Raw genomic sequence first — 22,783 nt, 5'->3', positions numbered from 1 at the left:
TAAATGTGGCAGGTCCGGATATTTGTCTACCCACAAATCACCCGCGACAGAACAAGGATTCTTTAGCGGATATCCCCCACCTCTAGGATTTATTTGGTAAAGTGTCCAAGAATAAAGACATACCGCTTAAGGTAGGGAAAGTAAACGGGATACCCCGCGCCTGGCTGAGGCGAACTTCTCCGCGCGTTGCGTGTCGTAACTCACAGCGATTATTTCATGGCTATCAGTAAGATAGCCTATACACGTTAGTTCATTGATGATAAGCGACGGATATGAGTCATAGGCCGCCCTCAGAGGCTACCCCACAACGAATACTGATCATAAAGCTGCGGCATCATGGGGATATGCTCCTGATGACTCCGGTCATTAGCACGCTCCATGACAATTATCCCGATGCTCATATCGATGTACTGCAGTATAAAGAAACTGAACCAATGCTGATTAATCACCCATTGGTTAATCAGTGTTATTGCATTGACCGAGCGTGGAAGAAACTCGGCCCTTGGCGACATATCGGTCATGAATGGCATCTACTGCGCACACTCAGAGCACAACGCTATGATCTGGTCATTAATCTTGCTGATCAGTGGCGAAGTGCATTACTGACCCGATTTACCGGTGCCCCTGTCAGGCTAGGTTTTGATTTTCCGAAACGCCAAAGCGTCGCGTGGAAATTCTGTCATTCTCAGTTAGTACCCGTCACTGATCACAATGCCCTTCATACCGTAGAGCAAAACCTCTCAATACTGGCTCCGCTGGCGCTGCCGAAAATCAGCACCCGCGCAGCGATGCATTATCTGCCGTCAGACGCACAATGTATCCGTCAGCGCTTGGACGAAGGGTGTGTGCGCGGCCACTATATTGTGATACACCCGTCGTCACGCTGGTTTTTCAAATGCTGGCCTGAAGAGAAAATGGCGGAGCTTATCACCGCGCTGACCACCGCCGGTTATTCTATTGTACTGACCTCTGGGCCGGACAAGGCCGAAAAAGCGATGGTCAGTCGTATTCGCTCTCTGAGTCAGGGTGAAACCATCATTTCCTTGGCAGGAGAAATGACACTCCCTCAGCTTGCCGCGTTAATCGATAAAGCTGATTTATTTATTGGTGTCGATTCGGTCCCAATGCATATGGCTGCTGCCCTCAATACGCCTTATGTCGCCCTATTTGGCCCGTCGAAACTGACGTTCTGGCACCCTTGGGAAGGTCAGGGTGAGGTGATCTGGGCCGGGGATTTTGGACCACTCCCAGACCCCGATTCTATTGATACCAACACTTCAGAGCGCTATCTGCAACGTATTCCAGTGGAAGCAGTGCTCTCCTCGGTACAAAGGTTGCTGAAATGAAAAAAATACGTCTGGCCATCGTCCGTCAGAAATACCGCCCCGACGGTGGCGCGGAGCGTTTTATTTCCAGAGCGCTGGAAGCGTTAAATCACAAGGAAATGGAACTGAATGTCATCACTCGCCAATGGCAGGGCGATGCGCATCCGGACTGGAAAATTCACCTGTGTGACCCTTTCAAATGGGGACGTATTAGCCGTGAACGGGGGTTTGCAAAGGCCGCTCGTAAGTTATGGATGCAGCAGGGATTTGATATCGTCCAGAGTCACGAACGTATTCCCGGTTGTGATATTTACCGCGCCGGCGATGGGGTCCACCGTCGCTGGCTGCTGCAGCGCAGCCGTATTGTGCCGCCGGGTAAACAACGTCGTTTAATGACCGACCGTTATCATCGTTATGTGATGCAAGCTGAGCGGGAGATGTACACCTCTCCAACGTTAAAGGCGGTGATTTGCAATGCAGAGATGATTAAACAGGAAATTATCGAAGACTTTGCCGTCCCCGCAGAAAAAATTCATGTTATCTACAATGCCATTGATGCCAGTAAGTTCTGCCCGCCTGAAGCTGAGCGGCGCCTGCAGTTGCGTCAGCAGCATGGCATCCCTCAGGATGCGCAGTGCTTAGTTTTTGTCGGATCAGGTTTTGAACGCAAAGGCCTGAAATCCGCTATCCAAGCTATCGCCGCGACCACCAGCCACCTACTGGTGGTGGGTAAAGATAAAATGGAACAGCACTACCGCCAGTTAGCCAACGATGCCGGCTGTCAGGATCGGGTCCACTTTGCCGGGATGCAACCACAGACCTTGGATTTCTATCAACTGGCAGATGGTCTGCTGCTGCCAACGCTCTATGACCCGTTCCCTAACGTTATACTTGAAGCCATGGCCTGTGGATTGCCGGTGGTCACCAGTACTCACTGTGGTGGCGCTGAATTTATCATCGAAGGTCGTAATGGGTTTGTCACCGACGCATTGGACATTGCGGCCATGACCCAGGCGATAAAACAATTGCCTCAGCAGGCACTTGGGTCCGAAATGGGATATCAAGCGCGGGAAACTGTCCTGCCCTATACGCCTGATAATCTGTCACAGCAACTGTTCCGTCTGTATGAGCAGATCGTCGCTTGATATCCGGGCCTGATGGCCCGGGGTATCCTGCCCTACATGCCCATTTTACCGCATCTATGCTACTATGCCGGTTCACTTCCAGGCAGATATTCATCATGATGTTGTTACGTATATACCAGACACTTCTCTACCTGATTCAACCCTTTATCTGGGTGAAATTACTGCTACGCAGCCGCAAAGCACCCGCCTATCGTCGGCGCTGGGCGGAACGCTATGGATTCTGTAAAGGCAAGGTCAGACCAGAGGGGATTGTCTTACATTCAGTATCGGTCGGTGAAACGCTCGCCGCGGTCCCGCTAGTCCGGGCTTTGCGTCAGCGCTATCCGTCATTACCGATTACCGTCACCACCATGACCCCCACCGGCTCTGAGCGGGCCAAATCTGCGTTCGGTGGTGATGTTGACCACGTTTATCTGCCTTATGATTTACCCGGTGCTACCCACCGTTTTCTGGATACGACCCGTCCACGCCTGATGGTGATCATGGAAACCGAACTCTGGCCGGGGCTTATCGATATCCTGCATAAACGCAATATTCCGCTGGTGATTGCAAATGCCCGTCTGTCTGAACGTTCCTTCCGTGGTTATCAGAAACTGGGGCGCTTTATGCAGCGCTTACTGCAATCGGTAACGCTAATGGCAGCTCAACATACTGAGGATGGTGAACGTTTTGTGGCCCTTGGATTGAAACGCAACCATTTAGCCGTCACTGGCTCGCTAAAGTTTGATATTTCGGTGACCCCTGAGCTGGCAGCCAAAGCGGTGACACTGCGCCGCCAGTGGGCACCGCACCGTCCAGTATGGATAGCCACCAGTACACATGAAGGCGAAGAAGCCATTATTCTCGACAGCCATCAGCACTTGCTACAGCAGTTCCCAGACCTGTTATTGATCCTCGTGCCCCGTCACCCGGAGCGGTTTGCCGAAGCTGAAGCTCTGACCCGTAAAGCTGGACTCCGTTATCTGACCCGCAGTAGCGGTAATATTCCCACAGCAGATACCCAGGTCGTGATCGGCGATACGATGGGCGAGCTGATGCTGTTATACGGTATTGCTGATCTGGCCTTTGTCGGCGGTAGCTTGGTAGAGCGTGGCGGCCATAATCCACTGGAAGCCGCTGCCCATGCTCTGCCGGTACTCATGGGCCCACACACGTGGAATTTCAAAGATATCTGCGGCAAACTGATAGAAGCACAAGGGCTGCTATCAGTCAGTGATAGTCAATCTCTGGCTGAAGAGGTGGCCTCACTGTTGAACGATGAGGACTACCGCCGCTACTACGGCCATAACGCCGTAGAAGTGTTACGCCGCAACCAGGGCGCATTACAGCGGTTACTGGAGCTACTTGAACCTTATCTGCCGCCACGGACACACTAATGACAACACGCCAGCGCCTGTCGGTGGTTATGATCACCAAAAACGAAGCGGAACTGCTGCCGGACTGCCTGGCATCAGTGCTATGGGCCGATGAAATTGTGGTACTGGATGCTGGCAGTGACGATGCGACCTGCGAAATTGCCCGCCATGCCGGAGCCAAGGTTTATCAGAACGATGAATGGCCAGGATTCGGGCCACAGCGTCAGCGTGCTCAACACTACGCCAGTGGCGATCTGATCCTGATGATCGATGCTGATGAAAGGGTTACCCCGGCACTGCGTCACGCCATAGAAACACTGCTATCAAAACCGATAAATAATAACTGTGTGTACAGCATTGCCCGCAGTAATTGGTTTCTCGGGCGTTTTATGCGGCACAGTGGCTGGTATCCAGATCGTGTAACACGCCTCTACCCGGCTCGTTTTACCTACAATTCTCATAGGGTACATGAATCTCTGGAACATCCCGGCGCTGAAGTGATAAAACTGGCCGGCGATTTACAACACCTCACCTGTCGCGACTTACATCATTTTCAACAGAAACAACTGTCTTATGCCCACGCTTGGGCACAGCAACGTTTTGAGCAAGGGCGGCGTTGTGGGTTATTCTCTATTTATAGCCATACGGTCGGTGCTTGGTTAAAAACGGCCATCCTGCGGGCTGGCTTTCTTGATGGTCGCCAGGGCTGGGTCCTCGCTCAGGTCAACGCACAGTACACCTTCAATAAATATGCCCTACTATGGGCACTCAATGCGACCAAACCAGGGGAGTCTTCATCATGACCACGACCCGCGCCATCTATCCGGGAACCTTTGATCCCCTGACGCTGGGACATCTGGATATTGTCACTCGGGCTTCTCGGCTATTTAACCACGTCATTCTAGCGGTCGCTCAAAATAGCAGTAAGCAGCCGATGTTTACTCTTGAACAACGGGTTCATCTCGCAAAACAGGCTACCGCGCAGTTACCCAATGTTGAAGTGGTTGGATTCAGTGAATTGATGGCGGGGTTTGCAGAACAGCAGCAGGCAAACGTACTTATCCGTGGTGTCCGTTCCGTTTCTGATTTTGATTATGAACGCCAATTGGCGCAGATGAACAGCCATCTGCTGCCGGGATTAGAGAGCGTGTTTATGATCCCCGCCGAAGCCTACGCTTTTGTCTCCTCCTCGTTGGTCAAAGAGGTGGCACGCCATGGCGGCGATGTTTCCGGTTTTGTCACCCCGGAAATTCTCAGCGCCCTTAAGGCGAAACTGATGGCCTAACCGGCCGACCGGTTATTTCTGGCAGTGCGGGCACCAGTAAGTGCTACGCTGTCCGTGACGGCCAGAAAGGATCAAGCTACCGCACTGGCGACAGGGTTCACCTGCTCGTCCATAAACCTGTAATTCCTGAGCAAAATAGCCCGGTTTGCCATCACTCTGCAGGAAATCCCGCAGCGTGGTTCCACCTTGGTCAATCGAGCGCTGTAGAACCTTTTTGATACAACTGACCAAAGTAGAGGCGTCCTGATCACTGAGCTGGTTCGCCGGTCTATCAGGCGATATCCCTGCGGCAAACAGCGACTCACTGGCGTAAATATTACCGACCCCAACCACCAGCGTGTTATCCATTAACCATTGTTTAATGGCAATACTCTTGCGCTGCGACTTCTGTTGCAACCATTGCGGGGTAAAATCATCACTTAGCGGTTCCGGCCCCAGATGGGAGAGTACACTGCTGGTGAGTGGGTCCTGTGTCCATAACCAGGCACCAAATCGCCGCGGATCGGTGTAACGCAACACCTTACCGTTACTCATAACCAGGTCAACGTGGTCATGTTTCTCCGCAGGCAACTCTTCCGGCAGGATCCGCAGGCTGCCAGACATGCCAAGATGAATAATGATCCAACCCGTCGGTAATTCCAGCAGGATATATTTGGCTCGACGACGAACACTGAGGATCGGTTGATCGCTAAGGGCAAGGATTTCCGCAGAGACCGGCCAGCGAAGCCTGGAATTACGGACCACCGCATGCAGTACAGTGGCACCTTTCAGGTAAGGTTCTATCCCACGGCGACTGGTTTCAACTTCCGGTAACTCAGGCATCACTGTTCCTCTGAAAATTGTCAGGGCATAAAAACAAAAAACCCGGCCGGAGCCGGGTTTTTTCAGAATACCAAAATTACTTAATTTTAGCTTCTTTGTAGACAACGTGCTGACGGACAACTGGATCGAACTTTTTCAGTTCCAGTTTTTCCGGTTTAGTACGCTTGTTCTTCGTAGTGGTATAGAAGTGACCTGTACCAGCAGAAGAAACCAGCTTGATCTTCTCACGAATACCTTTAGCCATGATTTAGTTCCTTAGTACTTCTCACCGCGGGTACGGATATCTGCTAATACAGAATCAATGCCCTTTTTATCAATAATACGCATACCTTTAGCAGATACACGCAGGGTAACAAAACGCTTTTCGCTCTCAACCCAGAAACGGTGTGAGTGCAGGTTAGGCAGGAAACGGCGTTTCGTCGCGTTCAGTGCGTGGGAACGGTTGTTTCCGCTCACCGGGCGCTTGCCAGTTACTTGGCAGACTCGTGACATGTCATATCTCCAAAAATCAAATCAGCTCGAGCTTTGTACTTAGGTTCTGGCCGCCTCGTCAGGCTTTTAACCCATCCAGGCGAGTTCAATGTGAACCCGCTGAGCAGGCCTAAACGCCAAACCCGAGATTCTCAAAGGTGGCGTAGTATACGCTCTGCGGGGCAAACGCTCAAGTCCCGAACAGATAAAGATCTCTTTGGATCGGCGAAAAACTGCTAATTTTCGTCAGAAAGCGCGGCTGAATGCGCGCTTTTCATACTACATCAGCCCCTGTTCAGCAAATGAGGTAAACCTTCCTTTACCGACTACCATATGGTCTAAAAGGCGGATATTCATCAGCTGACAGGCGTTATCAATACGACGAGTCACTGCTTTATCCGCCTCACCTGGCTCAGCCATACCGGAGGGGTGATTATGCGCAACAATCAAGGCGGCCGCATTAATTTTTAACGCTTCGCGCAGAATTTCTCGCGGATGGACTTCAACAGAGTTCAGTGAACCGGTAAACATTCGCTTCACTGATAATACTCGGTGCTGATTATCAAGAAAGATGACCATAAAGATCTCACGTTCTTCATGGGCCAACTGACTCGCAAGAAAATGCCGTGTTGACTGCGGGCTTTCTAAAGGTGCCCCGGCGGTAAACTGTGCCAAAAATACTCGGCGTGCCAGTTCCGTCACCGCCACAAGCTGAGTCATCTTTGACATTCCAATACCGCGGATCGCCAGCAGCTCCTCTTTAGGCGTGGACATCAGCCGGTACAGGGAGCCAGACTGTTTCAGCAGTGACTCGGAAAGTGCCATCACACTCGTACCGTTCACCCCAGTACGCAGAAACAATGACAGTAGCTCAGTGTCCGTCAGTGACTCAGCACTATGACGGTGTAATTTTTCTCGAGGGCGCATCTGCATATTTTTCTCCTCCTCTCACAGAAACACAGTATCCTCCCTGCCGCGGCACCCCGAAAGCCACAACTCACCCGGGTGTTACACAGATCTCACCCTTAAGTTAATTCAGCGCAGTTGTGCACAGCAAAACCGAGCGGGGACACGAATGCTGGGACAGTAACCGCGCAGGTCGGGGATTGTGATAAAATACATGGCGGCGGGCTGAGGCTCCGGTTACGGATTGATAAGTGAGGCGACAATGATGGAATTAGAGGGTAAAAAGATCCTTCTGGGAGTCAGCGGGGGTATCGCGGCGTATAAAACGCCCGAACTGGTACGCCGCCTGCAGGATCGCGGTGCCGAAGTGCGAGTTATGATGACCGATGCAGCCAAAGAGTTTATCACCCCACTCAGTCTGCAAGCCGTCAGTGGTTATCCCGTGTTCCATCATCTGCTTGATCCCTCAGCTGAAGCTGCCATGGGCCATATTGAGCTAGCCAAATGGGCAGATCTCGTTATTATTGCCCCGGCCACCGCTGATATTATTGCGCGGATAAGCCACGGGATGGCCAATGACTTAGTCACAACGGCCTGTCTGGCAACACCCGCCCCAATCGCTATTGTGCCAGCCATGAACCAACAAATGTACCGGGCGGCGGCTACACAGGAAAACTTACAGCGTCTACAGGCGCAGGGTATGACCATTTGGGGTCCGGACAGTGGTAGTCAGGCCTGTGGTGATATAGGTCCTGGTAGAATGCTGGATCCTTCTGACATCGTCGCGCTAGCTGTCAAGCACACCGGCACGATACATGACCTGCAGCACTTGAAGATTATGCTCACTGCCGGGCCAACCCGAGAGCCGTTGGATCCAGTGCGCTATATCAGTAACCATAGTTCTGGGAAAATGGGCTTTGCTATTGCAGAGGCCGCCGCACGCCGCGGTGCCTGTGTCACACTGATCGCTGGTCCGGTCAGCTTGCCCACTCCGCAGGGGGTCAAGCGTATCGACGTCATAACGGCCGTTGATATGCAGTCTGCGGTAATGGAACATATCACTCAGCAGGACATTTTTATTGGTAGTGCCGCAGTTGCCGACTACCGGGCAGCCACTATTGCTGCCGATAAAATAAAAAAAACGGGTAATGAAGATAATGAAATAACCCTGCAACTAATTAAAAATCCGGACATTGTTGCAGGGGTGGCAGCCTTAACGCAGGACCGCCCTTACGTGGTCGGATTTGCAGCAGAAACCCGTAATGTGGAAGAATACGCCCAGCAGAAAAGAAGACGAAAACAGCTGGATTTAATTTGCGCTAACGATGTGTCACTGGCTGAACAAGGCTTCAACAGTGATAACAATGCGCTTCACCTTTTCTGGCAGGAGGGAGACAAAGTGCTACCCCTCAGCACTAAACAGCTCCTTGGCCAGCAATTATTAGACGAGATAGTCCGCCTTTATGATGAAAAAAATCGACATTAAAATCCTCGACCCGCGTGTCGGCAAAGAGTTCCCCTTGCCGACATACGCCACACCAGGCTCGGCTGGTCTTGATTTACGTGCCTGTATTGACGCCGGACTCACTGTGGCTGCCGGGGAAACAACCCTTCTGCCTACCGGGCTGGCTATCCATGTAGCCGACCCGCAACTCGCGGCGGTGATTTTACCGCGTTCAGGTCTGGGTCATAAGCACGGTATTGTGCTCGGCAACTTAGTTGGTCTGATTGATTCAGACTATCAGGGACAACTGATGGTCTCGGTCTGGAACCGCTCATCCCAGGATTTTACTATCCAGCCTGGGGACCGTATTGCTCAACTGGTCTTTGTTCCGGTCATTCAAGCAGAATTCAACCTAGTCGACGCATTCGACGACAGTGAACGTGGTGAAGGCGGTTTTGGCCATTCCGGCCGCCAGTAATTAATCAGCATCAGATTCTGTACCTTCCATCTTCCGGTGTATGTCGTTCTAACAACTGCACCGGAACGTTTGTGCTTCATAGTCAGTGACTGCCACGCTGATACCCCCTGATAGGGCGTCAGTGCAGCGGGCTCTGTGAACAGGTACAGCATTTTTGGGTGATTTTTCAGGGGTCTTTACAAGCATGGCAGAAAAAAAGAACGCGAAACGGAACCGTCGCGAAGAAATTTTGCAGGCTCTGGCACATATGCTGGAATCCGGGGATGGCAGCCAGCGCATCACTACCGCAAAGCTGGCGGCGAATGTAGGCGTTTCTGAAGCAGCGCTCTACCGCCATTTCCCCAGTAAAACCAAAATGTTTGACAGTCTGATTGAGTTTATTGAAGACAGTCTGATTACCCGCATCAATCTTATCCTGAATGATGAAAAAGAGACGCTTAATCGTTTAAAGCTGATCGTACAACTGATCCTCGGGTTTGGTGAGCGTAATCCAGGGCTGACACGTATTCTGACCGGACACGCATTAATGTTTGAACAGGATCGTCTGCAGGATAGAATTAATCAGCTGTTTGAGCGTATTGAGGTGCAACTGCGTCTGGTAATGCGCGAAAGGAAACTGCGTGAAGGGGAAGCCTTTCTGACGGATGAAGGACTGCTGGCCAGCCAGCTTTTAGCATTATGTGAAGGCTTACTGTCACGGTTTGTTCGTTCGGAGTTCCGTTTTAAACCCACCGCGGAATTTGAGATCCGCTGGCCGTTACTGGCGACACAACTGATCTGATAAAGCGGGCCGTAGGCCCGCTACAGAATTCCCCATCAGATACCGTACTGATCGCGATAGGCTTTCACCGTAACCAGCGACTCCGCCATCTCCGGTTTTTCTTCCAGATAGGTGATTAAATCATGAAGGGTGATGATCGAAATCACTTGGCACTGATAATCACGCTCCACTTCTTGGATCGCAGAGATCTCACCACGGCCACGCTCCTGGCGATCCAGCGAGATCAGTACCCCGGCTAGTGAGGCGTGATGAGCAGCGATAATTTCCATGGATTCACGGATGGCCGTCCCTGCGGTGATCACATCGTCCACCAGCATAATCCGCCCCTGTAATGGGCTACCCACCAGCAAACCACCCTCACCGTGATCTTTCGCTTCTTTACGGTTGAAGCAGTAAGGCACATCCTGATCATGGTGGTCAGCCAGAGCGACTACAGTGGTGGTGGCAATCGGGATCCCTTTATACGCGGGGCCGAATACTAGGTCGAATGCAATCCCAGAGTCTACCAGCGCCTGGGCATAAAAGCGCCCCAGACGGGCCAGATCACGACCACTGTTAAATAGCCCAGCATTGAAGAAGTAAGGGCTTTTACGACCAGATTTCAGGGTGAATTCACCAAATTTCAGTACCTGCTTCTCCAGCGCAAATTCAATAAACTCACGTTGCCACGATTTCATTTTATTCCTCACATAAAAAAGGCGACCCTAAGGTCGCCGGATATATCAAACTGCCAATGCCGCCTTCTGGGCACCGATCAGTGTTTCAATACCACCACGGGCCAATGCCAACAGACTAAGCAACTCATCGTGGCTGAAGGGCTCGCCTTCCGCCGTGCCCTGCACTTCAATCATTCTGCCGTCTTCCATCATCACCACGTTCATATCGGTGTCAGCCGCAGAATCTTCGACATATTCCAGATCGCAAACGGCTTCTCCATCAACGATACCAACGGAAATCGCGGCCACCATCCCTTTCATTGGGTTTTCACGCAGTTTACCCGCAGCCACTAGGGCATTCAGCGCATCCGCCAAGGCCACACACGCACCGGTGATCGATGCAGTTCGGGTGCCACCATCGGCTTGGATCACATCACAGTCGAGGGTAATGGTATATTCCCCCAATGCCTGCAAATCGACGGCTGCACGTAATGAACGGGCGATCAGCCTCTGGATCTCCAAGGTCCGACCTCCCTGCTTACCTTTGGCCGCTTCCCTCGCCATACGACTATGGGTAGAACGCGGCAACATACCGTATTCGGCAGTCACCCAGCCCTGTCCTTTGCCTTTTAGAAAGCGCGGGACGCTCTCCTCGACAGTTGCGGTACACAGGACTTTGGTTTCACCAAACTCCACCAGTACTGAACCTTCAGCATGTTTGGTGTAATGGCGGGTCAGGGTGACGGGACGCACTTGCTGTGCACGACGGCCTGCTGGACGCATGATCTTTCTCCGGCTGCTATTGACTGGCTGCGCATTATACGGATTTCACCGGCGGATGCCTACGATCACCATAAAATGGTGAGTTTTCTTGGTAATCAGGGCGGAAAGTAGTGTTTTTTACCGACTCATCTAGCGTAGATGGCTGCAAAAAATCAGACACCGGATGAAATGTTTAACAAATTGTGGCTAAATACCGCACTCTTTTCAGGCTGCCGGATCGCATTAATATGCTTTATACACTCCATTTTTTACTGGCGATTATCGTCATTCTTGCCCTTGCCCTGCTGTTCAGTAACGACAAAAAGAAAATCCGTCCACGGATAATCCTGCAACTGATGATGATTGAAGCGGCGTTATCCTATTTTTTGCTGCACTCTTCCGGTGGAACGAAACTGGTCTCCGGTATTTCCGGATTTTTCGAAACTATCCTCAAGTTTGCAGCTCAAGGTTCAGACTTTGTGTTTGGTGGTATGGCAAATCAGGGACTGGCTTTTATCTTTCTCGGCGTACTCTGCCCGATCATCTTTATTTCTGCACTGATTGGAATTATGCAGCATTGGCGTATCCTGCCGCTGTTTATCCGCGTGGTCGGAACACTCCTGTCTAAAGTGAACGGTATGGGTAAGCTGGAGTCGTTTAATGCCATCAGTACCCTAATCCTTGGCCAGTCCGAAAACTTTATTGCCTACAAAGGGATCCTCGGCGACCTCTCTTCCCGTCGTATTTACACCATGGCGGCCACCGCAATGTCGACCGTATCGCTGTCTATCGTCGGCGCCTATATGTCGATGATTGATGCCCGTTACGTTGTGGCAGCTTTGCTGCTGAATATGTTCAGTACCTTTATTGTCATTTCGATCATCAACCCAGCCAGTGACGAAGACCAGCAACAAGAAATTGCCTTGGAAAAGCTGCATGAGAAACAGACGTTCTTTGAAATGCTGGGGGAATACATTCTAGCTGGCTTTAAAGTTGCGATGATTATTATGGCGATGCTGATTGGCTTTATCGCACTTATTTCCGCCATCAATGCCGTATTCAGCAGTGTGTTTGGGATCAGCTTCCAGCAGTTGCTGGGTTATGTGTTCTATCCGTTTGCTTGGCTTATCGGTATTCCGGCCAGCGAGGCATTACAGGCAGGCAGTATTATGGCGACCAAACTGGTTTCTAACGAGTTTGTTGCGATGATTGAGCTGAAAAAAGTGGCAGCAGAATTTTCTCCGCGCGGGCTGGGGATCCTGTCAGTGTTTTTGGTTTCCTTTGCCAACTTTGCCTCTATCGGTATTGTCGCCGGGGCGATCAAAGGTCTGAACGAGAAACAGGGTAATATCGTGTCACGCTTTGGTTGGAAACTGGTCTACGGCTCGACCTTAGTCAGCCTACTGTCAGCGACCTTTGCCGGACTGTTTTTATAATCTCTGAAAATGACTGCACGGGCGGAGACCTTCTCCGCCCTACTCTTAGAAATCCACACACACCTTATTGTCCACCCGCATCACCGAATCCTGTTGGAAACGCTGCTTGTAGATCTGGCGTAACTGTTCAATCTTCTGATCACTCTCGTTATCTGCCGGATGGATCAGCATCAGAGCCTTGCTGTTTTCACGCGCCAAACGGCCATCATCGCCCATCCATTGCCCTTTCGCATCATACACGGATAGCCCATCTTTAAAGCGCGGCGTCACATCCTTATTGATAAAGGTCTGCCAGTCAGTGGCACTGATAAGGCTGGCATGTTTCCGGCTTAGACCAAACCACAGCGTGGTCTGCATCTGCACCTCCCCGTGCTGGCAGGCCGCTTGCGGTGCCATAACCGGTGCAGGGGACGCAGGATGATGTACGGTCGGCGCCTGCTGACACCCTGCCAGTAAGGTGGCTATCACCACACTAAAAACGGTCTGTTTTTTCATTATTTTTTTCCTGTTAGTAAATTCCCCCGCCATCTTAGCGTCTTTTCTCCGTCACTTGTACGCAGATTGTTTGCCGGATATCCCTGTCCAGTGCCAGCAGCGGTGGTTATAATCCCTCTGACACTTCATCAACAATGAGTACCCAATATGATCCGCAGTATGACCGCCTATGCCCGCCGTGAAATCAAAGGTGACTGGGGCAGTGCAACCTGGGAACTTCGCTCGGTGAACCAGCGTTATCTGGAAACCTATATGCGTCTTCCGGAGCAGTTTCGTGGCCTAGAACCGATGATCCGTGAGCGTATTCGCCACCGTCTGACCCGTGGCAAAATTGAATGTGCGCTGCGTTTTGATCCCAGCCAGAGCGCACAATCCGAACTGATGCTGAATGAGTCACTGGCTAAGCAACTGATTCAGTCAGCCAACTGGGTCAAACTGCACACCGATGAAGGTAGCATTAACCCGCTGGATATCCTGCGCTGGCCGGGCGTCATGGCCGCCGCCGATCAAGACTTGGATGCCATTAATACGGAATTGATGGCGGCCCTAGAGCAAGCACTGGATGACTTTATTACCGCCCGAGAAGCAGAAGGTAAAGCCCTACAGGCCCTGATTGAGCAACGCCTAGCGGGAGTATCCCAGCAGGTTAGTAATGTCCGTCAGCATATGCCAGAAGTCCTGAAGTGGCAGCGTGAGCGCCTGGTTGCCAAGCTGGAGGATGCGGATGTCCAGTTAGAGAATAACCGCCTCGAGCAGGAACTGGTCATGTTGGCGCAACGTGTCGATGTTGCCGAAGAACTCGACCGTTTGGAAGCGCATGTCAAAGAGACCTATAACATTCTGAAGAAGAAAGAAGCTGTTGGTCGCCGCCTCGACTTTATGATGCAGGAGTTTAACCGTGAGTCGAACACCTTAGCCTCCAAATCGATCAATGCCGATATCACTGCTTCTGCGATTGAGCTGAAAGTCCTGATCGAGCAAATGCGCGAGCAGATTCAGAATATCGAGTAAGCTATCAGGGCAGATCACCCACCAGCATAAAAACCACAAACCCCGCATCCTGTCGGGGTTTTTTATTGTCTACTGCGCCTACAGAGCCGATCAGTCATTAGAGTAAATACCGGCTGGTGATTTTACTTAGTCCTTTCCAGTTATCGCAGGTAAACCTCCAGCGAATACCCGTTATGCAGGGGTGTCGCCAAGACTGCAACACTTTCTGCCAAATGAGCCGCGACTTTTCACTGAATCTGCCAGCAGACCGCGAATATGTGCACTGATCCTTCAGGAAAATCCTTTAAGCTGGGAAGCAGAAAATACCGCTGTCACTGCTCGACACCAGTGACATTTAACCGGGGTCACAGGAGCCTTTTAATGAAAGTACAAAAATTATCGCAGCCGGGTTCAATGGAAAATCTGCCTTCTCTGGGAAGCGTTGATGGCTTACCAGGCACACCGAAAATTGACCTGTTTGGTTTCCAGACCGTGATCCGCGGCAAAGAAGATATCGATGCCGGTATTTTTGAGTGCAGCGCCGGAACCTATCGCCGTGGTGTGAAACAGGCTGAAATCATGCACTTTTTAAGTGGCACAGGCTCTTTTACTGCCGATGGGGAAGAGACGCTGGAATTTGGCCCAGGAGATTCCTTCTTCTTTGAAGCGAATACGGAAGGTACCTGGGTGATGCACGACCAGATGCGTAAACTCTACGTCATCTTTGATGCGGAGTGATCTGCCGCGTTAAAACGTTTCTCTGCCGAACACTCACTCCCCTGAGCCGCCCATCATCGCGTATCAGGGGACTATAATCCCACCAGCAATTGCCGAGATAGCTGGTGCAGAGTCTCAATTTGCTGATCGCTCATTTGTAATGAACAGCGTAGCTGACAAGGAATATCACAGATTTTAGCTTTAAGCTGGTCAGCTTTTTCCGTCAGTCTCACCTTCTTCATTCGCTCATCCTCCGGCACAGATATCCGGTTCAGATAACCTTTCGCTTCAAGTTTCTGTACCAGGGGCGTCAGAGTCCCAGAATCGAACAGCGTTTTTTCACCTAACATTTTAAGCGAAATATCATCCTGCTCGTAGAGTGCCATCAGTACCACAAACTGCGGATAGGTCAGATCAAAAACCTTCAGATAAGGCCGGTACTGACGCATCAGAGCATTGGTTGCCGAATAGAGCGAAAAACAGAGAATATCATTTAGGTTATTGTTTTCTTTCATTTTAGATTTCATTTTCAATCCCTTTATTGCGAAGAGTATAAATAATATTTGACTAAAAGAAACTTGTGCGCAAGTATTATGTGAGAAAGGTTAATACGTGATCCTCGGCTTCACGCCATCCACTTACCGCCACTCTCTGTCACAGGTGAAATGATGAAAACAACAAATGACTTACTGGTATCTGCCACATTCTCAGCACGCGACCAAGCCGTAGAAAATAGTGCCGTACCGACCACCGGCGTTAAAGCGTTTCTGGATCTGCTTAACAGCGGTGATGGAAAGCCGATAGAGCAAATGACCCCTCAAGAGGCACGCCAAGTATTAACGGATGCACAGCAGGGAGTTAACTTACCCGCAGCAACCGTATCAGAGAAAATCATCCATGTTGATGATCAGGAAATCCGACTGAAGATCGTGAAGCCTGAAGGTAGCAGTGAAAAATTACCGGTATTTATGTTTTTCCATGGGGGCGGCTGGGTATTAGGGGATTTCCCTACCCATGAACGTCTCATCCGCGATCTCGTACAAAGCTCTGGCGCAGCAGCCGTCTATGTCGATTATACCCCTTCTCCCGAAGCACAGTTCCCGGTAGCGATTCATCAGGCTTATGCCGCCACCAAATGGGTGGCAGAGCATGGGGATGAAATCGGGGTAGAGGGTAAGCGTCTGGCATTGGTCGGCAACAGTGTCGGGGGAAATATGGTCGCTGCCGTAGCATTACAGGCAAAGCAGTTTGCCACCCCGGCGATTCGCTATAACGTGATGCTGTGGCCTGTGACAAATGCGGCATTTGATAATGCCTCTTACCAGCAATTTTCTGAGGGATATTTTCTGACAAAGAATATGATGAAGTGGTTCTGGGATAACTATACCCGTCGTCCCGAGGATCGACACTCTATTCTGGCTTCCCCTCTGCAAGCGGATAAGGAACAACTCAACGGCTTCCCGCCGACGCTGATCCAAACTGCAGAACTGGATGTATTACGTGATGAAGGTGAGGCATTTGGACGTCAGCTCGACGCGGCGGGTGTACCGGTTACCGTAACCCGTTACACTGGTCTGATCCATGATTATGGGCTGTTAAATCCGCTGAGCGAAGAGCCGGCCGTCAAAACAGCATTAACCCAAGCAGGGGCATTGCTACGTCAGCATCTCAGTGCATAACGCGTTAGCGGGTCGCAAGACCCGCTAATTGAAGATCAGTGCGCTTGTTCCCAGTTATCCCCGAGGCCAATATCCACCTGTAAGGGGACATCCAGCGTCAAGCTACTCTCCATAATCTGACGGATCTTCTGTGTCGCCTCGCCCAACAGCGACTCGTCAACCTCGAACACCAATTCATCGTGAACCTGCATAATCATTTTGATTTTCTGCGGGTCCTGGGTCTGCAGCCACTCATCGACCCCTATCATCGCCCGTTTGATAATATCCGCAGCGGTCCCCTGCATCGGAGCATTGATCGCGGCACGCTCAGCCGCTTTACGGCGGATAGCATTACCAGAATTGATATCTGGGAGATAAAGGCGACGTCCATCCAACGTTTCCACATAGCCTTTTTCTGCCGCACTCTGACGGGTTGACTCCATATAACGCAGCACTCCTGGATAGCGCTCGAAATAGAGGTCCATATATTTTTTGGCTTCCGCTGGACCGATATTCAGCTGACGTGATAAACCAAAAGAACTCATACCATAGATCAGACCAAAGTTAATGGCTTTAGCACTGCGGCGTTGTTCATTACTGACCTTATCCACCGCAGTCCCAAAGACTTCAGCAGCGGTTGCGCGGTGGATATCTTCACCGTGAGCAAAAGCATTCAATAACCCACTGTCCTGCGACAGGTGCGCCATAATACGCAGTTCAATCTGTGAGTAGTCCGCCGCCAAGATCCGCTGCCCTTTCGAGGCAATAAAGGCATGACGGATACGACGACCTTCTTCATTTCGCACCGGAATGTTCTGCAAATTCGGGTCAGTCGAGGAGAGACGACCAGTGGCTGTCACCGCCTGATGATAAGACGTGTGTACGCGCCCCGTCACAGGGTTAATCATCTGTGGCAGTTTATCGGTATAGGTCGATTTCAGCTTTGATAAGCCACGATGTTCGAGGATCACTTTTGGCAGTGGGTAATCCAGTGCCAGTTCTGCCAGTACTTCTTCACTGGTCGAAGGTGCTCCGCCTGGCGTCTTTTTAGTCGGCTTAATACCCTGCTTTTCAAATAGAATGGTCTGCAGCTGTTTCGGTGATGAGAGATTGAAGGCTTCACCCGCTAATTCATGGGCTTTCAGTTCAAGTTCATTTAGGCGCTCACTCAACTGACGCGAATGTTCTGACAACACTGCTGGGTCAATCAGTACGCCATTACGTTCCACACGGGATAAGACCGGTACCAGTGGGATTTCGATCTCTTGCAATACCTTCAGTGGACCCGCTTGTTGTTCCAGTAATGGCCAGAATTTCAGATGCAATTGTAGGGTCACATCTGCATCTTCGGCGGCATACAGGCTCGCCTGCTGCAGATCGATCTGGTTAAAGGTCAGTTGCTTCTTACCTTTGCCGGCAATCTCCTCAAAGGTCACCGTCTTATGGTTCAGCCAGCGCTGTGCTAGGCTGTCCATATCGTGTTTACCGGCCACACTGTTGAGAATGTAAGATTCCAGCATGGTATCGAAACGGATACCACGTAGTTCGATACCGTAGTTTTTTAGCACCCCACGATCATACTTCAGGTTTTGCCCCACCTTACTGTGGTTCTCGTCTTCCAACAGGTCTTTCAAGCGAGCCAGTACGCTATCACGAGACAGTTGATCAGGAGCATCCAAGTAATCATGGGCGACCGGCAAATAGGCAGCCTCACCGGGCGCCACAGCAAAAGACAGGCCCACAATGTTCGCCGACAGGGTATCTAACGAATCAGTTTCTAAATCAAAGGCAAACAGCTCACTGTCTTGTAACTTGGTGAGCCACTGTTCAAAGGTCTCTTCGTCAAGAATGGTCACATAACCCTCAGACGACAGTACCGCCTCTGTCGGTTCGGACGGGGCAACCGCTACCGGCTCTTCGCTTTTACGTGCCGGTTTTTTGTCATCCAGCCAGCGCCCGTCGCTGACTTCAGTGATCCAGCGTTTGAATTCATAATGGCTGAACAGCGATAGCAGAGTATCGTTATCCGGCGCATTGACGGAGAGTGCCTCGCAGCCCGGTAGATCCTGTACATCAGTTTTGATTGTGGCTAACTGATATGAGAGCAAAGCCACGTTTTTGTTCTGCTCAAGTTTAGCGGCCATGGTTTTTGAGCCACGGAATGAGAGGCTAGCGACTTTATCTAAATTGTCATAGATGGTCGACATACTTCCCAGTCCTTGTAGCAGAGCCTGAGCAGTCTTTTCCCCAACCCCGGGAACCCCAGGAATGTTATCCGAAGAGTCACCCATTAGCGCCAAATAGTCGATAATCAGCTCTGGCGGGATCCCATATTTATCGGTGACTTCCTCTGGGCCGAGGATACTATTGTTCATCGTATTGATCAGGGTGATATTCGACGTCACTAACTGTGCCATATCTTTATCGCCAGTACTGATCAGCACTGGACGTCCCTGTTGATCAGCCTCGCGGGCCAGTGTACCGATGACATCATCGGCTTCTACGCCGGAAATGACCAGTACTGGCCAACCCATGGCTTTTACCATCTGATGAAGTGGCTCTATTTGGGAGCGTAAATCGTCCGGCATCGGCGGACGATGGGATTTATATTCCTCGAATAGCTCATCGCGGAAGGTTTTCCCTTTCGCATCAAAAACCACAGCGGCATGAGTAGGTTTGTACTGTAGCAACAGACTTTTCAGCATATTCAGAACACCGTACATTGCTCCCGTAGGTTCACCGGCACTATTAGTGAGCGGGGGGAATGCATGATACGCACGGTAGAGATAAGACGATCCGTCTACCAGGATCAGGGGGTTTTCTGCTATTTGAGCCATAAGTTGCTATTTCTTCTGTCGCTGTGGGGAAGTACTAAGGATGCCACATCACTGGCAGAATGTTGAATGGAAGCCAGCATTGGTACCGAAATTATTTTCCTACCTCGACGATCATTATGGATCTGTCTGTGGATAACTTTGTGTGTATTTTTTTAATCAGATCTCTACTTCAGGATCTCAATTCATGAATATGTTGAATTAATCATTAAAATCAACAAGATAAAAATACAGTTAGCTGTTAGTTATTCCGGTAGTGATATCAATGAGATGTGGATATTACTGAGAAGGGATCTTTTTGGTCATCGCGTTTTCAGAAAAAACGTCGCGTAGTCAGCGACGTTTTTCTGTACAGACGATGTTTATTTCGCGACCAGATATTTCACAACATTAACATAGTCTGCCACGAAATTATTCAGGGAGCTGGTATCTAGACCGGCATTGTTAACCTGATATTTCCCGTGAACAAAAATAGAAGGCACACCGGTAATATTGAAGTCATTGGCTGCTTTTTCCTGCTCGCTGACCAGCGCTTTTACCGCGAAGCTATTCCACGCAGAATCGTACTCTTCAGAAGAGATCCCCGCCGCTTTGATAAAGGTCGCTTTCAGAGAAGCCGCATCAGTGATGGTCTGAGATTTCTGCAGGCCATCAAAAATTGGATCCACAACTTTATTCTCAACACCCAGCGCCATGGCAACTGCCCAGGCATGGGTAACCTGTGGTGCGAAATCACCGCCCAGGAAGTTTACGGAATAACGAGTGAATTTAACGCCCTTCGGCAGGCTGTCCATCACGGCCTGGTTAATGTGGTACGTGCGCTCGAAGTCATAGCAGTGTGGGCAAAAAAAGGAGAAAAACTCCACGACTTCAGGGGCACCACTGACGGTTTTATCTAACGTAATATATTGCTTGCCATCAGAAAATGATGACGCGGCTGCGCTGAATGCCAGCATTACACCTACTAACGCGAACCAGATCTTTTTCATTGTATAAACTACTCCAGTAACGTAATCAAAATTGAGGATTTAGGGGTGACATCGGTTGGTGCAGTTTTTTTTCCTGTTCAGAGAAAACAGAAATCTGCCTGCGCCAGAAATCCTCATCGGCCATCCAAGGAAAGGCATGCGGAAACGCAGGGTCCTGCCAGCGTTTCAAAACCCATGCCAGATAATAAACCATGCGCAGAGTACGTAAAGGTTCAATCAGTATCAATTCGTTAACATCAAATTCACTGAATTCAGAATATGCCTCGAGCAAGATATCCCACTGGATAAGCTGCTCAGTCTGATCGCCGTTGACCAGCATCCATAAATCTTGCACAGCCGGACCACTGCGAGCATCATCAAAATCCACAAAAAAGGGTCCATCACGCCATAAGATATTACCTGGATGACAATCACCATGAAGCCGCAATGATGTTGTTTGTTGCTCATTCCACTGTTGTTGCAGTATGGACCTCAGACGATCAAGAACCTCCAGTAAAGCGACCCGCAAGGAATCAGGGATCAATGGCGAATCCGCCAGTACGCTGCGAGGTTCATCAAAATATTCTGCCAGTCCAATCGCTGGACGGTGCTGAAACACGGCTTTACGTCCGGTTTGATGCAGACGACCTAGGTATCGACCGACCGCCTCAAGCTGATCATAATTATCAGTTTCGTACTGCCGTCCGCCGAGACTTGGAAATACGGCAAACCAGAAACCCTGTGTCTGGTGCAGAGTCTTTCCTTGCAATACCAGCGGAGCTGCTACGGGGACCTCATCCGCTGCCAGCTCAGCAATAAACTGATGTTCTTCCATTAACTGCTCCGCATTCCAGCGCTGCGGACGGTAAAATTTAGCGACGTAGCGACGTTTATCTTCATCGCTGAATTGCCAGACGCGGTTTTCATAACTGTTCAGGGCCGTCAATCCAGACTCGACACGAATGCCAGTATTCCATAACGTATCCAAAATCAGTTCCGGATCCAGTGTCCGGAAGTTAAAAGCAGAATCGCTCATAGTGTGCCATTGGGTTATCTTCTGTCTGTTCAAAGGATAACATTTTCTACTAGGACGGGTCTTTAATTACCCCGCGAGCCTTCAACAATGCAGTTTTAAAATCCGTTTCATAATCTTTTTTAAGCCCAGGAATTGCGGCATGCTTATCCGACTCCCGTAACTTTAGGTGGTAAATCAATACATCATCCGGTAGGGAAGCCAGCTCGGCAGAATAGCCCGCCTCAGCAGCCAGCTGCGCAATAAACTGTAGCAGACCCAGCTCAGATTGTTTCTCCCAAGCGGGTAACAGTAACGCCAGTAACTCGCTGACACGTTTTTCTTTCATGATAGTATCTCTGTAAAGGAAAATCAGTCCCAGTTTCTCCTACTCCAGCGAGGTAATATGGAACCTGTTACCGGTGTTATCTTGGCCGGCGGTGCAGCAACACGGATGGGCGGCGAAGATAAAGGTCTGTTGCTGTTTCAACAGCATCCCCTCTACTGCCATGTCGCGCGTGTACTTGCCCCTCAGGTCACTACACTACTGATCAATGCCAACCGGCACATTGATATCTATCAACAGTCAGGCTATCGCTGTATCTCTGATACCCTATCTGGATTCCAAGGGCCTTTGGCCGGAATGCTCAGTGGACTTTCCGCGGCCAAAACTGATTGGGTAGTATTCAGCGCCTGCGATTCTCCTTGCCTACCGCCACAGTTTGTGAGCGATCTCTGGCAGCAAAAAGGCGGTGCCTCTGCCTGCTGGATCCGTACCAGCGAACGTGACCATCCGGTATTTTGCCTACTACATCGACGCTTACACGAACCGTTGGCAGCCTATCTCGCTAGCGGAGAGCGGCGTGTCTTGGCTTTTTTACGTCAGCACGGCCATGCCGCAAGGGTAGATTATCCGGAAGAGGCTTTTTTGAATATTAATACCCCACAGGAACTGGAACATTATCAATTCTAATAGTCCATTTTTATTGTGTCGGTTAAAACAGGCAGTATCGCACCGAAACGTCCAGAGAGACTGTTAGGCGAGGAACTCTATGTGGCTGGCACCTGACGGTATCGAGTTTTCGGTCACGCGATGGCGTTACGAGGCAATATCAAAGAGGGGTGAGACAGGCTATTTTTCCGCTCCAATGCAAAAAGGCCATCCGTAAGGATGGCCTTTTTGACTGTTTGGATGCCTGGCAGTTCCCTACTCTCGCATGGGGAGACCCCACACTACCATCGG

General features: G+C 50.4%; 25 protein-coding genes. 13 read left to right on the top strand and 12 right to left on the bottom strand.

What is annotated here, in order from left to right; all coding sequences use genetic code 11:
* Positions 1-272: 272 nt before the first annotated feature.
* The 5 genes from rfaQ to coaD all read left to right on the top strand — a co-directional run bounded on the left by rfaQ (position 273) and on the right by coaD (position 5,110).
* On the top strand, positions 273-1,346 hold the full coding sequence (gene rfaQ / locus DW47_RS0103965) for a putative lipopolysaccharide heptosyltransferase III (RefSeq protein WP_029685049.1): 1,074 nt from the start codon (positions 273-275) through the stop codon (positions 1,344-1,346).
* Complete coding sequence (locus DW47_RS0103960) at positions 1,343-2,470, top strand: glycosyltransferase family 4 protein (RefSeq protein WP_029685048.1); 1,128 nt, start codon at positions 1,343-1,345, stop codon at positions 2,468-2,470. Before rfaQ ends, DW47_RS0103960 begins: the two co-directional genes overlap by 4 nt.
* Before the next feature lie 98 nt (positions 2,471-2,568).
* A complete protein-coding gene (gene waaA / locus DW47_RS0103955; RefSeq protein ID WP_029685047.1) occupies positions 2,569-3,846 on the top strand; it encodes a lipid IV(A) 3-deoxy-D-manno-octulosonic acid transferase in 1,278 nt (425 codons plus the stop codon).
* Positions 3,846-4,628 carry a glycosyltransferase family 2 protein gene (locus DW47_RS0103950; protein WP_029685046.1) on the top strand — a complete coding sequence of 261 codons (783 nt, stop codon included), beginning with the start codon at positions 3,846-3,848 and terminating at the stop codon, positions 4,626-4,628. The genes waaA and DW47_RS0103950 overlap by 1 nt, the downstream gene beginning before the upstream one ends.
* Positions 4,625-5,110, top strand: coding sequence for a pantetheine-phosphate adenylyltransferase (coaD, locus tag DW47_RS0103945; RefSeq protein ID WP_029685045.1), 486 nt, complete (start codon positions 4,625-4,627; stop codon positions 5,108-5,110). Before DW47_RS0103950 ends, coaD begins: the two co-directional genes overlap by 4 nt.
* A 12-nt stretch (positions 5,111-5,122) precedes the next feature.
* Here the strand turns inward: coaD and mutM are convergent, their stop codons facing one another.
* From mutM to radC, 4 genes are all read right to left on the bottom strand, one after another.
* The gene (mutM, locus tag DW47_RS0103940; RefSeq protein WP_029685044.1) at positions 5,123-5,932 is read right to left on the bottom strand and encodes a bifunctional DNA-formamidopyrimidine glycosylase/DNA-(apurinic or apyrimidinic site) lyase; all 810 of its coding nucleotides are present in this window, start codon (positions 5,930-5,932) and stop codon (positions 5,123-5,125) included.
* Between the two features lie 76 nt (positions 5,933-6,008).
* On the bottom strand, positions 6,009-6,176 hold the full coding sequence (gene rpmG / locus DW47_RS0103935) for a 50S ribosomal protein L33 (RefSeq protein ID WP_002436700.1): 168 nt from the start codon (positions 6,174-6,176) through the stop codon (positions 6,009-6,011).
* 11 nt (positions 6,177-6,187) lie between these two features.
* The gene (rpmB, locus tag DW47_RS0103930; RefSeq protein WP_025902420.1) at positions 6,188-6,424 is read right to left on the bottom strand and encodes a 50S ribosomal protein L28; all 237 of its coding nucleotides are present in this window, start codon (positions 6,422-6,424) and stop codon (positions 6,188-6,190) included.
* A 258-nt stretch (positions 6,425-6,682) separates the two neighbouring features.
* Positions 6,683-7,336 (bottom strand): RadC family protein, encoded by a 654-nt coding sequence (gene radC, locus DW47_RS0103925; protein WP_029685041.1) that lies wholly within the window; start codon positions 7,334-7,336, stop codon positions 6,683-6,685.
* 238 nt (positions 7,337-7,574) lie between these two features.
* On the opposite strand from radC, the gene coaBC reads away from it, so the two are divergent.
* From coaBC to slmA, 3 genes are all read left to right on the top strand, one after another.
* The gene (coaBC, locus tag DW47_RS0103920; protein ID WP_029685040.1) at positions 7,575-8,795 is read left to right on the top strand and encodes a bifunctional phosphopantothenoylcysteine decarboxylase/phosphopantothenate--cysteine ligase CoaBC; all 1,221 of its coding nucleotides are present in this window, start codon (positions 7,575-7,577) and stop codon (positions 8,793-8,795) included.
* Positions 8,773-9,231 (top strand): dUTP diphosphatase, encoded by a 459-nt coding sequence (gene dut, locus DW47_RS0103915; protein ID WP_029685039.1) that lies wholly within the window; start codon positions 8,773-8,775, stop codon positions 9,229-9,231. The genes coaBC and dut overlap by 23 nt, the downstream gene beginning before the upstream one ends.
* Before the next feature lie 184 nt (positions 9,232-9,415).
* Positions 9,416-10,012 carry a nucleoid occlusion factor SlmA gene (gene slmA, locus DW47_RS0103910; RefSeq protein ID WP_029685038.1) on the top strand — a complete coding sequence of 199 codons (597 nt, stop codon included), beginning with the start codon at positions 9,416-9,418 and terminating at the stop codon, positions 10,010-10,012.
* 35 nt (positions 10,013-10,047) lie between these two features.
* Here slmA and pyrE read toward each other — a convergent pair whose 3' ends face one another.
* On the bottom strand, positions 10,048-10,689 hold the full coding sequence (gene pyrE / locus DW47_RS0103905; protein ID WP_029685037.1) for an orotate phosphoribosyltransferase: 642 nt from the start codon (positions 10,687-10,689) through the stop codon (positions 10,048-10,050).
* A gap of 45 nt (positions 10,690-10,734) precedes the next feature.
* A complete protein-coding gene (gene rph, locus DW47_RS0103900) occupies positions 10,735-11,451 on the bottom strand; it encodes a ribonuclease PH (RefSeq protein ID WP_029685036.1) in 717 nt (238 codons plus the stop codon).
* A gap of 227 nt (positions 11,452-11,678) precedes the next feature.
* On the opposite strand from rph, the gene DW47_RS0103895 reads away from it, so the two are divergent.
* Positions 11,679-12,866 carry a NupC/NupG family nucleoside CNT transporter gene (locus DW47_RS0103895; RefSeq protein WP_029685034.1) on the top strand — a complete coding sequence of 396 codons (1,188 nt, stop codon included), beginning with the start codon at positions 11,679-11,681 and terminating at the stop codon, positions 12,864-12,866.
* 45 nt (positions 12,867-12,911) lie between these two features.
* Here DW47_RS0103895 and DW47_RS0103890 read toward each other — a convergent pair whose 3' ends face one another.
* Positions 12,912-13,361 (bottom strand): DUF3574 domain-containing protein, encoded by a 450-nt coding sequence (locus DW47_RS0103890; RefSeq protein ID WP_029685033.1) that lies wholly within the window; start codon positions 13,359-13,361, stop codon positions 12,912-12,914.
* A gap of 147 nt (positions 13,362-13,508) precedes the next feature.
* Here DW47_RS0103890 and DW47_RS0103885 point away from each other — a divergent pair, with 147 nt between their 5' ends.
* Together DW47_RS0103885 and DW47_RS0103880 are read left to right on the top strand one after the other, a co-directional pair.
* On the top strand, positions 13,509-14,372 hold the full coding sequence (locus tag DW47_RS0103885) for a YicC/YloC family endoribonuclease (protein WP_029685032.1): 864 nt from the start codon (positions 13,509-13,511) through the stop codon (positions 14,370-14,372).
* Between the two features lie 360 nt (positions 14,373-14,732).
* Positions 14,733-15,089, top strand: a complete 357-nt coding sequence (locus tag DW47_RS0103880; RefSeq protein ID WP_029685031.1) for a cupin domain-containing protein — start codon at positions 14,733-14,735, stop codon at positions 15,087-15,089.
* A gap of 71 nt (positions 15,090-15,160) precedes the next feature.
* Here DW47_RS0103880 and DW47_RS0103875 read toward each other — a convergent pair whose 3' ends face one another.
* Complete coding sequence (locus DW47_RS0103875) at positions 15,161-15,595, bottom strand: MarR family winged helix-turn-helix transcriptional regulator (RefSeq protein ID WP_241430684.1); 435 nt, start codon at positions 15,593-15,595, stop codon at positions 15,161-15,163.
* A gap of 141 nt (positions 15,596-15,736) precedes the next feature.
* On the opposite strand from DW47_RS0103875, the gene DW47_RS0103870 reads away from it, so the two are divergent.
* Positions 15,737-16,747 (top strand): alpha/beta hydrolase, encoded by a 1,011-nt coding sequence (locus DW47_RS0103870; RefSeq protein ID WP_029685029.1) that lies wholly within the window; start codon positions 15,737-15,739, stop codon positions 16,745-16,747.
* Between the two features lie 35 nt (positions 16,748-16,782).
* Here DW47_RS0103870 and polA read toward each other — a convergent pair whose 3' ends face one another.
* From polA to DW47_RS0103850, 4 genes are all read right to left on the bottom strand, one after another.
* Positions 16,783-19,563 (bottom strand): DNA polymerase I, encoded by a 2,781-nt coding sequence (polA, locus tag DW47_RS0103865; protein WP_029685028.1) that lies wholly within the window; start codon positions 19,561-19,563, stop codon positions 16,783-16,785.
* Between the two features lie 359 nt (positions 19,564-19,922).
* Positions 19,923-20,549, bottom strand: a complete 627-nt coding sequence (gene dsbA, locus DW47_RS0103860) for a thiol:disulfide interchange protein DsbA (protein ID WP_029685027.1) — start codon at positions 20,547-20,549, stop codon at positions 19,923-19,925.
* Between the two features lie 25 nt (positions 20,550-20,574).
* Positions 20,575-21,564: a serine/threonine protein kinase gene (locus tag DW47_RS0103855; protein WP_029685026.1), complete on the bottom strand. Its 990-nt coding sequence runs from the start codon at positions 21,562-21,564 to the stop codon at positions 20,575-20,577.
* Between the two features lie 49 nt (positions 21,565-21,613).
* The gene (locus DW47_RS0103850; protein WP_029685025.1) at positions 21,614-21,889 is read right to left on the bottom strand and encodes a YihD family protein; all 276 of its coding nucleotides are present in this window, start codon (positions 21,887-21,889) and stop codon (positions 21,614-21,616) included.
* Positions 21,890-21,946: 57 nt separating this feature from the next.
* Here DW47_RS0103850 and mobA point away from each other — a divergent pair, with 57 nt between their 5' ends.
* A complete protein-coding gene (gene mobA / locus DW47_RS0103845; RefSeq protein WP_029685024.1) occupies positions 21,947-22,513 on the top strand; it encodes a molybdenum cofactor guanylyltransferase MobA in 567 nt (188 codons plus the stop codon).
* Positions 22,514-22,783: the final 270 nt, after the last annotated feature.

Source organism: Tatumella saanichensis, from assembly GCF_000439375.1.
Lineage (GTDB): Bacteria > Pseudomonadota > Gammaproteobacteria > Enterobacterales > Enterobacteriaceae > Tatumella > Tatumella saanichensis.
The sequence above is the reverse complement of the archived record's forward strand: the minus strand, read 5'-3'. Positions and strand labels throughout refer to the sequence as shown.

What these genes read in the sequence shown, in the direction of transcription:
- rfaQ (WP_029685049.1), top strand. Translation starts at nt 273, where the DNA reads ATGAGTCATAGGCCGCCCTCAGAGGCTACCCCACAACGAATACTGATC.
- DW47_RS0103960 (WP_029685048.1), top strand. Translation starts at nt 1,343, where the DNA reads ATGAAAAAAATACGTCTGGCCATCGTCCGTCAGAAATACCGCCCCGAC.
- waaA (WP_029685047.1), top strand. Translation starts at nt 2,569, where the DNA reads ATGTTGTTACGTATATACCAGACACTTCTCTACCTGATTCAACCCTTT.
- DW47_RS0103950 (WP_029685046.1), top strand. Translation starts at nt 3,846, where the DNA reads ATGACAACACGCCAGCGCCTGTCGGTGGTTATGATCACCAAAAACGAA.
- coaD (WP_029685045.1), top strand. Translation starts at nt 4,625, where the DNA reads ATGACCACGACCCGCGCCATCTATCCGGGAACCTTTGATCCCCTGACG.
- mutM (WP_029685044.1), bottom strand. Translation starts at nt 5,932, where the DNA reads ATGCCTGAGTTACCGGAAGTTGAAACCAGTCGCCGTGGGATAGAACCT.
- rpmG (WP_002436700.1), bottom strand. Translation starts at nt 6,176, where the DNA reads ATGGCTAAAGGTATTCGTGAGAAGATCAAGCTGGTTTCTTCTGCTGGT.
- rpmB (WP_025902420.1), bottom strand. Translation starts at nt 6,424, where the DNA reads ATGTCACGAGTCTGCCAAGTAACTGGCAAGCGCCCGGTGAGCGGAAAC.
- radC (WP_029685041.1), bottom strand. Translation starts at nt 7,336, where the DNA reads ATGCAGATGCGCCCTCGAGAAAAATTACACCGTCATAGTGCTGAGTCA.
- coaBC (WP_029685040.1), top strand. Translation starts at nt 7,575, where the DNA reads ATGGAATTAGAGGGTAAAAAGATCCTTCTGGGAGTCAGCGGGGGTATC.
- dut (WP_029685039.1), top strand. Translation starts at nt 8,773, where the DNA reads ATGATGAAAAAAATCGACATTAAAATCCTCGACCCGCGTGTCGGCAAA.
- slmA (WP_029685038.1), top strand. Translation starts at nt 9,416, where the DNA reads ATGGCAGAAAAAAAGAACGCGAAACGGAACCGTCGCGAAGAAATTTTG.
- pyrE (WP_029685037.1), bottom strand. Translation starts at nt 10,689, where the DNA reads ATGAAATCGTGGCAACGTGAGTTTATTGAATTTGCGCTGGAGAAGCAG.
- rph (WP_029685036.1), bottom strand. Translation starts at nt 11,451, where the DNA reads ATGCGTCCAGCAGGCCGTCGTGCACAGCAAGTGCGTCCCGTCACCCTG.
- DW47_RS0103895 (WP_029685034.1), top strand. Translation starts at nt 11,679, where the DNA reads ATGCTTTATACACTCCATTTTTTACTGGCGATTATCGTCATTCTTGCC.
- DW47_RS0103890 (WP_029685033.1), bottom strand. Translation starts at nt 13,361, where the DNA reads ATGAAAAAACAGACCGTTTTTAGTGTGGTGATAGCCACCTTACTGGCA.
- DW47_RS0103885 (WP_029685032.1), top strand. Translation starts at nt 13,509, where the DNA reads ATGATCCGCAGTATGACCGCCTATGCCCGCCGTGAAATCAAAGGTGAC.
- DW47_RS0103880 (WP_029685031.1), top strand. Translation starts at nt 14,733, where the DNA reads ATGAAAGTACAAAAATTATCGCAGCCGGGTTCAATGGAAAATCTGCCT.
- DW47_RS0103875 (WP_241430684.1), bottom strand. Translation starts at nt 15,595, where the DNA reads ATGAAATCTAAAATGAAAGAAAACAATAACCTAAATGATATTCTCTGT.
- DW47_RS0103870 (WP_029685029.1), top strand. Translation starts at nt 15,737, where the DNA reads ATGAAAACAACAAATGACTTACTGGTATCTGCCACATTCTCAGCACGC.
- polA (WP_029685028.1), bottom strand. Translation starts at nt 19,563, where the DNA reads ATGGCTCAAATAGCAGAAAACCCCCTGATCCTGGTAGACGGATCGTCT.
- dsbA (WP_029685027.1), bottom strand. Translation starts at nt 20,549, where the DNA reads ATGAAAAAGATCTGGTTCGCGTTAGTAGGTGTAATGCTGGCATTCAGC.
- DW47_RS0103855 (WP_029685026.1), bottom strand. Translation starts at nt 21,564, where the DNA reads ATGAGCGATTCTGCTTTTAACTTCCGGACACTGGATCCGGAACTGATT.
- DW47_RS0103850 (WP_029685025.1), bottom strand. Translation starts at nt 21,889, where the DNA reads ATGAAAGAAAAACGTGTCAGCGAGTTACTGGCGTTACTGTTACCCGCT.
- mobA (WP_029685024.1), top strand. Translation starts at nt 21,947, where the DNA reads ATGGAACCTGTTACCGGTGTTATCTTGGCCGGCGGTGCAGCAACACGG.